This is a genomic window from Burkholderia sp. Cy-637, assembly GCF_011753175.1.
In the GTDB taxonomy this organism is placed as follows: domain Bacteria; phylum Pseudomonadota; class Gammaproteobacteria; order Burkholderiales; family Burkholderiaceae; genus Burkholderia; species Burkholderia gladioli.
In genome coordinates, this window is sequence record NZ_VWWC01000002.1 from 84915 (window position 1) to 97766 (window position 12852).

Sequence of the window (12852 nt, forward strand, 5' to 3'; positions counted from 1 at the left end):
GTCGGTATTTTAGTTTCAGTTGCCGGGCGGATCGAGTGCTTTTCGAAGACGGGGACGGATGATGCCCGGAATCGGGGCGGCCGGGCCGGTGGCGACGGGTTGCTTGGCGGTGGCGGCGATTCAGGGCGCGGGCGGCGGCATCTCGACCACGGTGGGGTGCCTGGGCGTTGCGTCCTCGTGGAACAGGTCGTCGAGGTACTGGAGCAGTTCGTCGGCCTCGACGAAGTCGGGGATCTGGAAATCGGCCGGGCGGCGCTTGCCTTCCGCGCCGAAGTCGTAGGCTTGCCAGCGGCCCTGCTGGTGCACGATCGAGACCATGCGGCCGAACAGGTTGAAGTAGCGCGCGTGGGTGTTCATGGGGCTCCGGAGCGGGTTCAGGTGCCGGCTCGCCTCGCGAGGCGGGCGCCGAGGTGCTTGCCGTACAGGCCGACGGCCAGCCCCAGCACGATCAGGGCGGTCGCGAGCAGCTTCAGCGGGCCGATCGGTTCGCCGAAGATCAGGGCCGAGCCCAGCATACCGAAGATCGGCACCAGCAGCGACAAGGGCGCGACGGTGGACACCGGGTACTTCCTGAGCAGCAGGTTCCAGACTCCATAACCGAACAGCGTGGTCGGGTAGACCTGGAACAGGATCGAGAACACGGCCTTGCCGTCGAAGTGCGCGAACGTGGCCGCGTAGACGGCCGCGCCGTGCTGCAGCCAGGCGATCGCGAACAACGGAAGCGGCGAGAACAGGCTGGACCAGACCAGGAAGGCCAGCACCTCTCGCGTGCCGGACAGCTTGATCACCAGGTTCGCGCCGCTCCAGGCCAGCGCGCCGACGATCACCAGCGCGATGCCGGCCGGCGTGGCGCTGCCGTCGGTGATGGCGATCACGCAGGCCAGGCCGAGCAGGGCGATCGCGATGCCGGCGAACTGGTAGCGCGAGACGGCCTCGCGGAGCACGGCGGCGCCGAGCAGGATCGTCAGGAAGGCGCTGAACTGCAGCACCAGCGAGGCGATCCCGGCCGACAGGCCGGCCTGGATGCCGAGGTTGACGATGCCCCACAGGCCAACGCCGAACAGCAGCCCGTAGGCGGCGAGGCAAGACAGCGGCACCGCCGGGCGACGGATGAACAGCACCGCCGGCAGCGCGCTGAGCGTGAAGCGGATGCCGGCGAGCACGAACGGATCGGTCGATTGCAGCCCGAGCTTGATGACCGAGAAGTTGAGCCCCCAGATGGCCGTGACGAGGATGGCGAGCAGCGTATCGCGAAGCTTCATGACGAGGACGATGAGGAGTGGATGGGGACGCGCGCTTGCGATGCATGGTCCCCGATCGGGTTGCGAATCACAACCGGAAAGACTTCATGTGCTTATCTTGGCGCGTGGCGACGGGCGGGGCCCGAGCTGAAGAACCAGAACGCCAGGGCCAGCAGGCTGACGCACGCGCCGAGCGCACAGACGCCGGTCCATCCCGCCTGTGCATAGGTCGCCGTCGACGCGATCGAACCGAGGCCGCTGCCCGCCGCGTAGAACAGCATGTAGCAGCCGACCAGGCGCGCATGCGCCTCGGGATGGGTGCGGAAGATCAGGCTCTGGTTGACGACGTGCACGGCCTGGCCGCCGATGTCGAGCAGCACGATGCCGAGCACCAGCGCCGCGATCGAATGCGGCGTGAAGGCGATCGGCAGCCACGACAGGCAGAGCAGCAGCAAGGCGATGCCGGTGACGGCCTGGCCCAGGCCGCGATCGGCGAGGCGGCCCGCGCGCGCGGCGGCCAGCGCGCCGAGCGCGCCCACCAGCCCGAAGGCGCCGATCGCCGTGTGCGACATCGAATAGGGCGGGGCGCTGAGCGGCAGCACCAGCGCGCTCCAGAAGATGCTGAAGGCCGCGAACATCATCAGGCCGATCATGCCGCGTACCTGGAGCACACGCTCGCGCAGCAGCAGGTCGAGCATCGATCGCAGCAACCGCGGGTAGCCGAGCCGCGGCCTTGGCGCGGTCGGCCGCGGCAGGCGGGCCGAGAGCACGGCCAGCATCACCAGCGCGATGGCGGCCGAGCCCAGGTAGACCGCGCGCCAGCCCGCGATATCGGTGAGCAGGCCCGCCACCGAGCGGGCCAGCAGCAGGCCGATCACGACGCCGCCTTGCGCCGCGCCGACCACCCGCCCGCGCTCGCCTTCACTGGCGAGGGCCGCCGCGCAGGCGATCAGGCCCTGCGTCATTGCCGTGCCCAGCAGGCCGACGCCGACCATGCCGGCGAGCAGCATGAGCGGGCCGCGCGAGGCGGCAACCAGCACGCAGGCCAGCGCCAGCAACACGAGCTGGACGGCGATCAGGCGCTTGCGATCGAGCAGGTCGCCGAGCGGCACCACGAACATCAGCGCCAGCGCGCAGCCGAGCTGGGTCGCCGTGATCACGCCGCCTACATCGGAGTGCGAAATATGAAAGTCACGCGCAATCGAATCGAGCAAGGGTTGGGCGTAATAGACATTGGCGACGCTGGCCGCGCAGCACGCCGACAGCAGCATGACGATCGACCGGGGCACGGATCGCGGCGGCCGAGGATCGAGCGCGGCTTCCGAAGGCAGGATGGCATTCATGCCGGCAATTCCTCTCATCTGGTTGCAAAACAAAACTTGTCGGAAGTGTAGGGAAGCTTGTTTTAAAATGCAACTTCTTATCCGGCAGGACCGCTGGACGTGGCTTGTCGTGACGCATCGAGGAGGGCGGGATGGCCAGGCAGAAAAGTTTCGCGGATTCGCCATGCCCGGTGGGCCGGGCGGCCGACATCGTCGGCGATCGCTGGATGCTGCTGATCGTGCGCGACGCGTTCGACGGCATGCGCCGCTTCGGCGAGTTTCTCGCCAGCCTCGGCGTGGCGCGCAACATCCTGTCCGACCGGCTCAAGCAACTGGTGGAGGCGGGCGTGTTCGAGATCGTGCCCGCATCGGACGGTTCCGCCTACCAGGAATACGTGCTGACCCGCAAGGGCGAGGGCCTGTTCCCGGTGATCGTGATGCTGCGCCAGTGGGGCGAGGCCAACCTGTTCGCGCCCGGCGAGCCGCATTCGGTGATGGTCGATCGCAAGAGCGGCCGCAAGATCCGCAAGCAGACCCTGCAGCACGAGGACGGCCGGCCGCTGAACGCCGCCAACAGCGCGATCCGCAAGCTCGACGAGCGCTGAGGGGCGGCGGTTCTTTCGTAATAGAATCGGCGGCGTCGCGCTGGCTGCCACGCGATCCGGCTTGTCGGGACGATGTCACGGGGCATCGTCCAGGCCCATGCGAACCATCGCCATCATTATTCATAGACCGCCATGAACGTAACCACCTCGGACGACTGCACCGGGATCCTGTCCAACCACCCTCTCGCGAAGCACTTCGTCGTGTTCGGGTATCGCGACGGCGCGTATTCGTCGATCCCCAACAACTTCTTTCGCAACTGGCTCGACGAGGAAGCGACCGAAGGCAGTTTCTATATCGGCCGCGGCTCGGGATTCGGGGTCGGCTCGATCGCCAAGTACGATGCAGGTGTGCAGAAGCTGAACGTGGGCAAGTTCGTGGCCGGCGGCCTGCGCCTGCGCTTCCTGCTCAATGGCCAGCACGACATGCGGACCATCTCGACCGCCATGTTCAGCGTCTTCGGCGACGGCCTGCGCAATGCGCCGCCGCCGCAGTATGCCGATACCGTGATCCACAACGACGTCTGGATCGGCGACGAGGCCCTGTTCCTGGGCGGCTCGGTGGTGGAGAGCGGCTGCGTGATCGGCGCGCGCGCGGTGATCCCGCCGAATTTCCGCGCCGAGCCTTACGGGATCTACGTGGGTTCGCCGGCCAGGCTGGTGCGATTCCGCTTCCCGGAGCGGGTGCGCGAGAGCCTGCTCGAACTGGCCTGGTGGGACATGCCGCTGTCGTGGATCAAGCAGCACAACGAAGCCTTCCTCGCGGACCTGACGAGCGACGAGGGCAAGGCGCTGGAGATCCTCGCCGAGCTCAAGCGGGCGAAGTTCAGCGCGCTGAGCCAGGGCTGAGCCGCCGGCAGGCGGACGAGGGCATGCCGACGTTCGCGCTGGCCACGTCCGCGCGTTCGCCGGCCGCTGCCCTGGCTGGCGGTGGCCGGATGCGCGCGGTCGTTCCTCAGCCGGCGGCCGGCGTGGCGGGTTCCTCGGCGTAGCGCGCCGAGATGAAATCGATGAAGGCCCGCACCTTCAGCGGCACATGGCGGGAGCGCGGGTAGAGCGCGTAATAGCGGCGCTGCGCGAGGCGGTGGCCGGGCAGGATAGGCACCAGCCGGCCGCGCGCGATATCGGCGCTGACGGTGTGCAGCGTGAAGGCGCCGATGCCGTTGCCTTCCACCGTGAGCGCGTAAAGGGCGGTGATGGCATCGCTGCCGAACTGGCCGTCCAGTGCAACGCTGGCGGTCGTGCCATCGGCGGCCGTGAGCCGCCAGCGCGCGGCATCGCCGCCGCCGCGATAGACCAGCAGTTCATGCGCGGGCAGGTCCTCCGGCGCGCGCGGCAGACCGCGCCGGGCGATGTAGCCGGGCGAGGCGACCAGCACCTCGTCGGAGCGCGCCAGCGTCTTCGCCACCAGATCCGAATCCGGCAAGTCGCCGCTGATGCGCAGCGCGACATCGAAGCCTTCCTCGATCAGATTGACGAAACGGTCGCTGCACGACACCTCGAGGCGGATCGCCGGATATTCGCGGCGAAACTCGGGCAGCCAGCCCGGCATCTCGAGTGTGCCGACCGATAGCGGCATGCTCACGCGCAGCAGGCCCGAAGCGCGGCGATCGTCTTCCGTCACTTCCTCCGCAGCCGCCTCCACGCGATCGAGAATCTCGACGCAGGCCGCGTAATAGCGTTCGCCGGCCGCGCTCAGCGCGAAATGCCGGGAATTGCGATTCAGCAGTTGCGCGCCGAGCCGGGCCTCGAGCTGTTTCAACTGGCGCGATACGGTGGAGTGCGTTGTGTCGAGGCGCTCGGCCGCGGCCGTGAAGCTGCGCGTCTCGACCAGGCATCGATAGACGCGCATCGCGTGCAGTTGATCCATGAGGAGGGGCGCTCCGTGGCCGGGAAGTTGGGCGCGAGGCCGTGCCCGGCGGTGCGGGCCCGGCGCGATCGGCATCAGCGCACCGGCAGCGCGAGGATCTCGTCGGTGCCGAGCACCTCGCCGAAGGTATCCTCGATTTCCGCGAGCGCGGCGCGATGCAGCGTGTCCTTGTCGATCGACTGGCCGTTCGCGAGGACGATGCCGCGCGTGGCCGACGCGTCGGATGCTACCACGACGGTATAACCGAGCGGCACCGCATCGCGCGCCGCGCCGGCCACGCAGGCATGCGTCATCAGGCCGGCGATCAGCAGGGTGGTCACGCCGTCGGCCTTCAGCCGCCGGTCGAGGTCGGTGCTGGCGAACACGCTGACCGTGCGCTTCTGCAGGACCGTGTCCGTGGCGCGGGGCTGCATCGCGGGCACGAAGTCGACCGTGGCGCCGCCCAGGGCGAACAGCGGCGAACCCGCCGGCGCGACGTGCTGGATCTGGAATACGCGCATGCCGTGACGATCGGCATAGGCAAGCAGGCGTTGCGTGTTCGCGATCGCGCCGGCGATGTCGGCGATCGGCATCCTGCCGTTCAGGTACTCGTTCTGGAAATCGATCACGAGCAGGGCGGTGGATTTCGCATCGAGATGGTCGAGGCTCGGTGCGCCGGCCATGGCGCGGATGGTCGGCGTGGCCGGGGTGGTTCTTGCGTCGGCTGCTGCCGCGCCGGCTGCCGGCAGCATGGAGGCGGCCGAGGCGAGGAGCAGGTGGCGCACGAGGTGGCGAAGGGAAAAGACGGTCATGGCGTTCTCCTGGGATATCGATGGGCGATGGATGGCCTGCACGATAGCGGGAGCGCCCGGCGCGCGGCAGCGCATGGGCGGAACAGGTGCTGTGCGCGGCTTGCAGGCCGCGCATCGGTCATTTGACCGATACCTGCCCGGGTCGGGCTTCTTCATGCTTATGAAAGGCGGGTGATCTATCCTGCCCGATTTCAGGCACCTCAAACCCAGGAGCACAGATGAAACGCATTCATGTCGCCATTCTCGCCGTCATGCTGAGCGGCTCGGCGCTTGCCGCCTCGCCGGCTCCCACCCGCATCCGCGGCACGATCGCCGCGGTCAGCGCCAGCGAGATCACGGTCCACACGACGGCCGGCGCCGACGTGCAGGTCGCGCTGGGCGCCAACACGAAGTACCTGCAGGTGGTGAAGGCCGACCTCGCCAATATCGAGCCGGGCAGCTATATCGGCACCGCCACCAAGAGCACGGGCGCGAACCAGATCGCGCTGGAAGTGGTGGTGTTCCCGCCGGCCATGAAGGGCGTGGGCGAGGGCCATTACGCCTGGGATACGATTCCTGACACCACGCTGTCGGGCGCGGGCACCACCTCCAGCTCGATGACCAACGGCAGCGTGACGGCTGTCGCCGCGCCGTCGAGCACCACCGTCAAGAGCGCGATGACCAACGGCAGCGTCAGCGCGGCCACCGACCAGGGCGGCGTGAAGCGGCTCACGGTCAGCTACAAGGGCGGCGAGCAGGTCGTGCTGGTGCCGCCCACCGCGCCGATCGTCACCTTCCATCCCGCCACCACGGCCGACCTGACCAAGGGCGCGGCGGTGTTCATCAATGCCGCGACGGACCAGAACAAGACCACGGCCGGCGTGGTCGCGATCGGCAAGGATGGGCTGAAGCCGCCGATGTAAGACGGCGGGCCGTCACCGACGCCATCCGCGCCACCCGCGCCACCCGATTAACCGCCAAGGAGCCCGTTCATGCGCCCCCGTTCCCGGTCGCCACGACCCGCGCACCCCGCCCCGATCCGGATCATGCACTGGATCGGCGTGTATGCCATGGGATGCATGATCTTCAGCGGCTGGGCGATCTACAACGCCTCGCCGGACCTGCCCTTCGTGTTTCCGCGATGGACCGGGCTCGGCGGCTGGCTGGGCGGCGCGCTGGCCTGGCATCTGAGCGCCATGTGGCTGCTGGTGATCGACGGGCTGGCCTATCTCGTCTACGGGATCGCGTCGGGACATTTCCGGCGCGATCTTCGCCTGCCTTCGCCGATGGCGGTGATTCGCGATCTGCGAGCCGCGCTGGCGTTCCGGCTCGCGCATCGGCAGGGGCACTACAACGCGGTGCAGCGCGCGATGTATGTCGGCGTGGTGACGGCCGCGATCGTCCAGGTCGTCACGGGGCTGGCGATCTGGAAGCCCGTGCAGTTTCAATGGCTGGTGGAGTTGTTCGGGCAGTATGCGATCGCCCGCAATATCCATCTCGCCCTGATGTTCGGCATCGTCGCCTTCGTCGTCGTGCATGTGGCGCTGGTAGCGATTCATCCGCGCACGCTGGTGGCGATGATCGCCCCGGTGCCGGCGGAATCCGAGGAGCAGCACTGATGGCCGAGCGTAAAACCGTCGCCGTCCGGCAAGAGGACATCAAGGCGGAACTGAGCCGCGCGAGCCGGCGCGGCTTCCTGAAACGGACCTTGTCGCTCGGCGGCCTGGCCATGCTGAGCGGCTGCGACCTGTCCACGCATTCGGGCGTCGACGCCGCGCTCGAAGCCATGCTGCGCTTCGACGATCGCGTGCAGGCGGCGCTGTTCGGTTCGCAGCGGCTGGCGAGAACCTATAGCGCGGCCGATATCACGCGCCCGTTCCGCTTCAATGCCTTTTATCCCGATTGGCAGGTGCGCGGCGTGCCCGACAACTGGGCGCTCGGCGTCGCCGGGCGGGTGGCGCGCAAGCAGCCGTGGACCCTGCCCGAGCTGATGACGCTGCCGCAGGCGAGCCAGATCACCCGCCATATCTGCATCGAGGGCTGGAGCCAGATCGGGCAGTGGAGCGGTATCCCGTTGCGCGTGTTCCTGGAGCGAGTCGGCGCGGATCTGAACTCGCGCTACGTCGCCTTCAAGTGCTTCGACGGCTACTCGACCAGCATCGACATGGCCAGCGCCCTGCATCCCCAGACGATCCTCGCGCTCGATTTCGATTCGAAGCCGCTCGAGCCGCAATGGGGTGCGCCGCTGCGGTTGCGGATCCCGACCAAGCTGGGGTTCAAGAGCGCGAAGAACCTGGAGGCGATCGAGGTCACCAACGTGTTCCCGGGCGGGTATTGGGAGCAGCAGGGGTATGACTGGTTCGCGGGGGTTTGAGGGGGCGGCTCGCCATGTCGGATGAGCGGCGGCAGGAGCGAGGCGAATCATGCGCAAATGCTGCGCGTGCTCGATGCCTTCAAGAATGGGGAGCTTGATCGGGGCCGGCCGCCGGCCTGGGCGTTTCGCGTCGTGTCGCGAGGCGGCGGTTGCGCGGGAGTGTCCATTGATACCGCTCCACCAGCCGTTCGGCGGCGTATCGTGCGCGCTCGCTCCAGGTTGCCTCGGTCGCGCGGATCTGGACGTCCTCGCGTTCCAGGGCTTCAGGTGCCCAGTATTTCCGGACTTCGCCGACGGGCAGGAAACGCGTCTCCGTATCAATCGCCCGAAACACCTGGAACTCCGGATCGCCGCCGACCTTGGCCCAGTAGGCCAGCCGCAACAGCTCCCGCGCTGTCTCGACGAGACTCAGGCGATCCGCGAGAAAATCCTCCGCCCGGGCGCGGATCCTTCGACAATGCGTGCGCCACTGATCCACATTCCCGATTCCCGGCGGGACTTCGAATTCCATCGACATGGGCGTTCTCGATTCCATTGAGGGGAAGCGGGGATTGTCGGGGCGCGATCGGCGGGTGTCGAACGCTCCGATGTCGCGGGCTGTTGCCGCATGCACGACAAGGGGCCGAATCCTCCGCGATGCTTGATCACCGCCATCCGTAACCGAACGGCACCGGCGAACGAACTACCGTGATCAGCCACCCCGGAGCCGCCCATGTTCGCCCGTTTCCTTTCCGTCATCTGCGCGAGCGCCGCCAGCTTGCTGGCATTCCCCGCGTTTGCCGACGCGCCTCGCCCGGTCGTCATCGAATTGTTCACCTCGCAGGGCTGCTCGTCCTGCCCGCCGGCCGACAGCTACCTGAACGAGCTGAGCGACGCGCGCAAGGACGTGTTGCCGCTGGCCTTTCACGTGACCTACTGGAACCAGCTGGGATGGAAGGATCCGTTCTCGCTTTCGATTTCCGACGCGCGCCAGGATCGGTATGTGCAGCGTTTCCACGGCTTCGCCTATACCCCCGAACTGGTGGTGGACGGGAAATCCGCCGTGGTGGGTTCGAATCGCGCGGCGGTGGATGTCGCGATCGATCGTGCGAGATCGTCGACCGTGACTGCCGCGAACGTCAGCGCAATGGCCAGCGGCAAGGGCGTGACAGTGTCGATCGGTTCGGGAAGCGGACAGGCCCAGGTGCTGCTGGTGGGTTACGACACGCGTCATGTGACGCCGGTCGGACGCGGGGAGAACAGCGGGAACACGCTCATCGAATCGAATATCGTGCGAGCGCTGGCGAGCATCGGAAGCTGGTCCGGCGCGGCGCTCACGCTGCAGGCGAGTCCCCCGGCCGGGGAGAAGCTGGCGGTCTTGCTCGAGGCGCCCGATGGCACGATCGTCGGCGCTGCCCGCGTGGCGGACGCACGCGGCGAGCCTTCGCGTTGATCGTTTGGAGAGCTGACGGCAGACGAGCCGCGGAACACGGCCGTCTACCGTCTCCAGCAACTGGATGGATCAGGCGAAACGCCAGCAGGGCGCCGGCGCATCCAGTCTCCGGATTATTTCAGGACAGCGGCGCCATCCTGGCCGGCGCCAAGCATCCGCTCCACATACCGCGCAATCATATCGATCTCGAGATTCACCTTCGAGCCCGCCTTCAGGTGCCGCAGCGTGGTGACCTGCACCGTATGCGGGATCAGGTTGATCGAGAACTCGCAGCCGTCCGCGAGATCCTTCACCGCATTGACCGTCAGGCTCACGCCATTGACCGTGATCGAGCCCTTGTAGGCCAGGTACTTGCCCAGCTCCTTCGGCGCCAGCACGCGCAGCTCGTGCGATTCGCCCACCGGCGCGAAATGCGTGACCGTCCCGAGCCCGTCCACATGGCCCGACACGATATGCCCGCCCAGCCGGTCGTGCGCGCGCAGCGCCTTCTCGAGATTGACCTCGCCCGGCTCGCTCAGGCCGACCGTCTTGTTCAGGCTCTCGCGCGATACGTCGACGGTGAAGGTTTCGGCGGTGGTCTCGATTGCCGTCATGCAGGCGCCCTGGATCGCGATGCTGTCGCCGAGCGCGACATCGCCCAGGTCGAGCCCGCCGGCGCGGACCACCAGCCGAACGCCGGCATCGGCCTCGGTGCCGAGCGGTGCGATCGATTCAATGCGGCCGACCGCCGCGACGATTCCGGTAAACATCGTGAGATTCCCGTAAGCAGATTCAGTTGGCCGACGCGGCGGCGAAGCGCGCGAGAATGCGCAGCTCGTCGCCGATCCGGTCGATGGTATGGAATTGCAGGCGCGTGCGCTGTTCCAGCGTGGCCGGCGCGGCGAGATTGAACATGCCGGCCGCGTTGTCGCCGAGCAAGGTCGGCGCGACGTAGATCAGCAGCTCGTCGACGCAGCCTTCGCGCAGCAGCGAGCCGTTCAGCTTGTGCCCGGCCTCGACATGCAGCTCGTTGATGCCGCGCTTGCCGAGCGCCTGCAGCAGGGCCGGCAGGTCGACCTTGCCGTTCGGGCCGGCCAGCGGCACCACCTCGGCGCCGCGGTCGCGCAGGGCGGCGGCGCGGCCTTCGCCGGCCGCGTCGAGCTCGCCGCAGAAGATCAGGATCGGCGCGCCGCTCAGCAGTTTCGCCTCCAGCGAAACCTCGAGCCGGCTGTCCACCAGCACGCGCAGCGGCTGGCGCGGCGTGTCGATGCCGCGCACCGTCAGTTGCGGATCGTCCTCGCGCACCGTGCCGATGCCGGTCAGGATCGCGCAGGCGCGTGCGCGCCAGGCGTGCCCATCCGCGCGCGCGGCCTCGCCGGTGATCCACTGGCTCTGGCCGTCGGGCAGCGCGGTGCGGCCGTCCAGCGAGATGGCCGACTTCATGCGCACCCAGGGCTGGCCGCGCGTCATGCGCGACACGAAGCCGATGTTCATCTCGCGCGCTTCCTGCGCGAGCAGCCCGCAGCGCACGTCGATGCCGGCGTCGCGCAGCATCCCGAGGCCCTTGCCCGAGACCAGCGGGTTCGGGTCCTCCATCGCCGCCACCACCTTGGCCACGCGCGCGTCGATCAGGCCCAGCGCGCAAGGCGGCGTGCGCCCGAAGTGGCTGCAGGGCTCCAGCGTCACGTAGACGGTCGCGCCGCGCAGGTCGTGGCCGCGAGAGCGCGCGTCCTTCATGGCCTGCACCTCGGCGTGGTCCTGGCCGGCCGGCTGGGTGTAGCCCTCGCCGATCACCACCTCGTCCTTGACGATCACGCAACCCACGCGCGGGTTCGGCGAGGTGGTGTACATCCCGCGCGACGAGAGGTCGAGCGCGCGCTGCATATGCGCGAAATCCGATTCCGAGAACATGCGCGTCTCCCTATCCGGTGGTCAGGCGGCAGCCAGGGCGCCGAAGGCGCGGCGCGCGGCGGCGAGCGTTGCATCGATCACGGCGTCGTCGTGCACGCTGGAGACGAAGCCGGCCTCGTAGGCCGAGGGCGCGAAATACACGCCCTCGTCGAGCATCAGGTGGAAGAAGCGGTTGAAGCTGGCGATGTCGCTCTTGGTCACCTCGGCGAAGCTGGTCGGCACCGCCTCGGTGAAGTAGAGGCCGAACATCGCGCCGATCGCGTCGGTCGCGAACGGCACGCCGGCGGCGCGCGCCTCGGCGGCGAGGCCGTCGGCCAGGCGCTGGGTCTGCGCGGTGAGCGCCGCGTAGAAGCCGGGCGCCTGGATCAGTTGCAGGGTCTTGAGGCCGGCGGCCACCGCGATCGGATTGCCCGACAGCGTGCCGGCCTGGTAGACGCCGCCCAGCGGCGCGAGCTGGGCCATGATGTCGCGACGTCCGCCGAACGCGGCCGCCGGCATGCCGCCGCCGATCACCTTGCCCAGGCAGGTCAGGTCGGCCTGGATGCCGTAATGCTGCTGCGCGCCGCCGAGCGCGACGCGGAAGCCGCACATCACCTCGTCGAAGATCAGCACGGCGCCGTGCTTGCTGCACAGCGCGCGCAGCGCCTGCAGGAATTCGGGGGTGCCGCGCACCAGGTTCATGTTGCCGGCCACCGGCTCGACGATCACGGCGGCGATCTCGTCGCCGAACGCGCCGAAGGCTTCCTCCAGCGCCGCCACGTTGTTGTACTCCAGCACCGTGGTGTGCTTGGCGATGTCGGCCGGCACGCCGGCCGAGGTCGGGTTGCCGAAGGTCAGCAGGCCCGAGCCGGCCTTCACCAGCAGGCTGTCGGCGTGACCGTGGTAGCAGCCCTCGAACTTGACGATGCGGCTGCGGTTGGTGAAGCCGCGCGCCAGGCGCAGCGCGCTCATGGTCGCCTCGGTGCCGCTCGACACCATCCGCACCTGCTCGATGCTGGGCACCAGCTTGCAGATCTCCTCGGCGATCTCGATCTCGGCCTCGGTCGGCGCGCCGAACGAGAAGCCGTCGGCCAGCACGCGCTGCACCGCCTCGAGCACCTCGGGATGGACGTGGCCGACGATCATCGGGCCCCACGAGCCGATGTAGTCGATATAGCGCTTGTCGTCGGCGTCCCAGAAGTAGGGGCCCTGGGCCCGGGACACGAAGCGCGGCGTGCCGCCGACCGAGCGGAAGGCGCGCACGGGCGAGTTGACGCCGCCCGGGATGGTGCGCTGGGCGCGTTCGAAGAGCGTTTGATTGTTCGACATGGATAGGTCCTGCTAGACGGAGGCGGCAGCCGGGCGGGCGCGG

Annotated in this window: 15 protein-coding genes; 6 read left to right on the forward strand and 9 right to left on the reverse strand. The window is 68.3% G+C overall.

All coding sequences use genetic code 11. The annotated features are described in order from the left end of the window. Positions 1 to 120: 120 nt before the first annotated feature. From F3J10_RS01275 to F3J10_RS01285, 3 genes are all read right to left on the reverse strand, one after another. Entirely contained in the window at positions 121 to 357 is a 237-nt protein-coding gene (locus tag F3J10_RS01275; protein ID WP_167240673.1) for a hypothetical protein, read from the reverse strand. A gap of 17 nt (positions 358 to 374) precedes the next feature. Continuing rightward, positions 375 to 1262: an EamA family transporter gene (locus F3J10_RS01280; RefSeq protein WP_167240675.1), complete on the reverse strand. Its 888-nt coding sequence runs from the start codon at positions 1260 to 1262 to the stop codon at positions 375 to 377. Between the two features lie 92 nt (positions 1263 to 1354). Then, positions 1355 to 2512 (reverse strand): MFS transporter, encoded by a 1158-nt coding sequence (locus tag F3J10_RS01285; RefSeq protein WP_240155309.1) that lies wholly within the window; start codon positions 2510 to 2512, stop codon positions 1355 to 1357. Positions 2513 to 2715: 203 nt separating this feature from the next. Here F3J10_RS01285 and F3J10_RS01290 point away from each other — a divergent pair, with 203 nt between their 5' ends. Both F3J10_RS01290 and F3J10_RS01295 read left to right on the forward strand, forming a co-directional pair. Further along, positions 2716 to 3168 (forward strand): helix-turn-helix domain-containing protein, encoded by a 453-nt coding sequence (locus tag F3J10_RS01290; RefSeq protein WP_025098134.1) that lies wholly within the window; start codon positions 2716 to 2718, stop codon positions 3166 to 3168. 132 nt (positions 3169 to 3300) lie between these two features. Beyond that, the gene (locus tag F3J10_RS01295; protein ID WP_167240680.1) at positions 3301 to 4014 is read left to right on the forward strand and encodes an acetyltransferase; all 714 of its coding nucleotides are present in this window, start codon (positions 3301 to 3303) and stop codon (positions 4012 to 4014) included. A gap of 106 nt (positions 4015 to 4120) precedes the next feature. Here F3J10_RS01295 and F3J10_RS01300 read toward each other — a convergent pair whose 3' ends face one another. Together F3J10_RS01300 and F3J10_RS01305 are read right to left on the reverse strand one after the other, a co-directional pair. Beyond that, on the reverse strand, positions 4121 to 5035 hold the full coding sequence (locus F3J10_RS01300) for a LysR family transcriptional regulator (RefSeq protein ID WP_167240682.1): 915 nt from the start codon (positions 5033 to 5035) through the stop codon (positions 4121 to 4123). Positions 5036 to 5109: 74 nt separating this feature from the next. Beyond that, positions 5110 to 5826 (reverse strand): isochorismatase family protein, encoded by a 717-nt coding sequence (locus tag F3J10_RS01305; RefSeq protein ID WP_167240684.1) that lies wholly within the window; start codon positions 5824 to 5826, stop codon positions 5110 to 5112. Positions 5827 to 6044: 218 nt separating this feature from the next. Between F3J10_RS01305 and F3J10_RS01310 the strand changes: the two genes are divergently transcribed. The 3 genes from F3J10_RS01310 to F3J10_RS01320 all read left to right on the forward strand — a co-directional run bounded on the left by F3J10_RS01310 (position 6045) and on the right by F3J10_RS01320 (position 8179). Next, entirely contained in the window at positions 6045 to 6728 is a 684-nt protein-coding gene (locus F3J10_RS01310) for a hypothetical protein (RefSeq protein WP_013696901.1), read from the forward strand. A 69-nt stretch (positions 6729 to 6797) separates the two neighbouring features. Then, positions 6798 to 7424 carry a cytochrome b/b6 domain-containing protein gene (locus tag F3J10_RS01315; RefSeq protein ID WP_025098130.1) on the forward strand — a complete coding sequence of 209 codons (627 nt, stop codon included), beginning with the start codon at positions 6798 to 6800 and terminating at the stop codon, positions 7422 to 7424. Next, entirely contained in the window at positions 7424 to 8179 is a 756-nt protein-coding gene (locus tag F3J10_RS01320; RefSeq protein ID WP_036034318.1) for a molybdopterin-dependent oxidoreductase, read from the forward strand. Before F3J10_RS01315 ends, F3J10_RS01320 begins: the two co-directional genes overlap by 1 nt. A gap of 79 nt (positions 8180 to 8258) precedes the next feature. Here F3J10_RS01320 and F3J10_RS01325 read toward each other — a convergent pair whose 3' ends face one another. Further along, entirely contained in the window at positions 8259 to 8696 is a 438-nt protein-coding gene (locus F3J10_RS01325) for a hypothetical protein (RefSeq protein ID WP_096749586.1), read from the reverse strand. Positions 8697 to 8891: 195 nt separating this feature from the next. Between F3J10_RS01325 and F3J10_RS01330 the strand changes: the two genes are divergently transcribed. Then, positions 8892 to 9611, forward strand: a complete 720-nt coding sequence (locus F3J10_RS01330) for a DUF1223 domain-containing protein (RefSeq protein WP_167240687.1) — start codon at positions 8892 to 8894, stop codon at positions 9609 to 9611. Between the two features lie 113 nt (positions 9612 to 9724). On the opposite strand, the gene F3J10_RS01335 is transcribed toward F3J10_RS01330, so the two are convergent. The 3 genes from F3J10_RS01335 to hemL are packed head-to-tail and all read right to left on the reverse strand — an operon-like array spanning position 9725 to position 12809. Continuing rightward, on the reverse strand, positions 9725 to 10360 hold the full coding sequence (locus F3J10_RS01335; RefSeq protein ID WP_166910781.1) for a riboflavin synthase: 636 nt from the start codon (positions 10358 to 10360) through the stop codon (positions 9725 to 9727). A gap of 22 nt (positions 10361 to 10382) precedes the next feature. Then, positions 10383 to 11501 carry a bifunctional diaminohydroxyphosphoribosylaminopyrimidine deaminase/5-amino-6-(5-phosphoribosylamino)uracil reductase RibD gene (gene ribD / locus F3J10_RS01340; RefSeq protein WP_025098125.1) on the reverse strand — a complete coding sequence of 373 codons (1119 nt, stop codon included), beginning with the start codon at positions 11499 to 11501 and terminating at the stop codon, positions 10383 to 10385. Positions 11502 to 11522: 21 nt separating this feature from the next. Beyond that, positions 11523 to 12809: a glutamate-1-semialdehyde 2,1-aminomutase gene (gene hemL, locus F3J10_RS01345; RefSeq protein ID WP_025098124.1), complete on the reverse strand. Its 1287-nt coding sequence runs from the start codon at positions 12807 to 12809 to the stop codon at positions 11523 to 11525. Positions 12810 to 12852: the final 43 nt, after the last annotated feature.

Bases quoted from the DNA above. Each gene is read 5' to 3' on its own strand.
- F3J10_RS01275 (WP_167240673.1), bottom strand. From the start codon at position 357: ATGAACACCCACGCGCGCTACTTCAACCTGTTCGGCCGCATGGTCTCG.
- F3J10_RS01280 (WP_167240675.1), bottom strand. From the start codon at position 1,262: ATGAAGCTTCGCGATACGCTGCTCGCCATCCTCGTCACGGCCATCTGG.
- F3J10_RS01285 (WP_240155309.1), bottom strand. From the start codon at position 2,512: ATGCTGCTGTCGGCGTGCTGCGCGGCCAGCGTCGCCAATGTCTATTAC.
- F3J10_RS01290 (WP_025098134.1), top strand. From the start codon at position 2,716: ATGGCCAGGCAGAAAAGTTTCGCGGATTCGCCATGCCCGGTGGGCCGG.
- F3J10_RS01295 (WP_167240680.1), top strand. From the start codon at position 3,301: ATGAACGTAACCACCTCGGACGACTGCACCGGGATCCTGTCCAACCAC.
- F3J10_RS01300 (WP_167240682.1), bottom strand. From the start codon at position 5,035: ATGGATCAACTGCACGCGATGCGCGTCTATCGATGCCTGGTCGAGACG.
- F3J10_RS01305 (WP_167240684.1), bottom strand. From the start codon at position 5,826: ATGACCGTCTTTTCCCTTCGCCACCTCGTGCGCCACCTGCTCCTCGCC.
- F3J10_RS01310 (WP_013696901.1), top strand. From the start codon at position 6,045: ATGAAACGCATTCATGTCGCCATTCTCGCCGTCATGCTGAGCGGCTCG.
- F3J10_RS01315 (WP_025098130.1), top strand. From the start codon at position 6,798: ATGCGCCCCCGTTCCCGGTCGCCACGACCCGCGCACCCCGCCCCGATC.
- F3J10_RS01320 (WP_036034318.1), top strand. From the start codon at position 7,424: ATGGCCGAGCGTAAAACCGTCGCCGTCCGGCAAGAGGACATCAAGGCG.
- F3J10_RS01325 (WP_096749586.1), bottom strand. From the start codon at position 8,696: ATGTCGATGGAATTCGAAGTCCCGCCGGGAATCGGGAATGTGGATCAG.
- F3J10_RS01330 (WP_167240687.1), top strand. From the start codon at position 8,892: ATGTTCGCCCGTTTCCTTTCCGTCATCTGCGCGAGCGCCGCCAGCTTG.
- F3J10_RS01335 (WP_166910781.1), bottom strand. From the start codon at position 10,360: ATGTTTACCGGAATCGTCGCGGCGGTCGGCCGCATTGAATCGATCGCA.
- ribD (WP_025098125.1), bottom strand. From the start codon at position 11,501: ATGTTCTCGGAATCGGATTTCGCGCATATGCAGCGCGCGCTCGACCTC.
- hemL (WP_025098124.1), bottom strand. From the start codon at position 12,809: ATGTCGAACAATCAAACGCTCTTCGAACGCGCCCAGCGCACCATCCCG.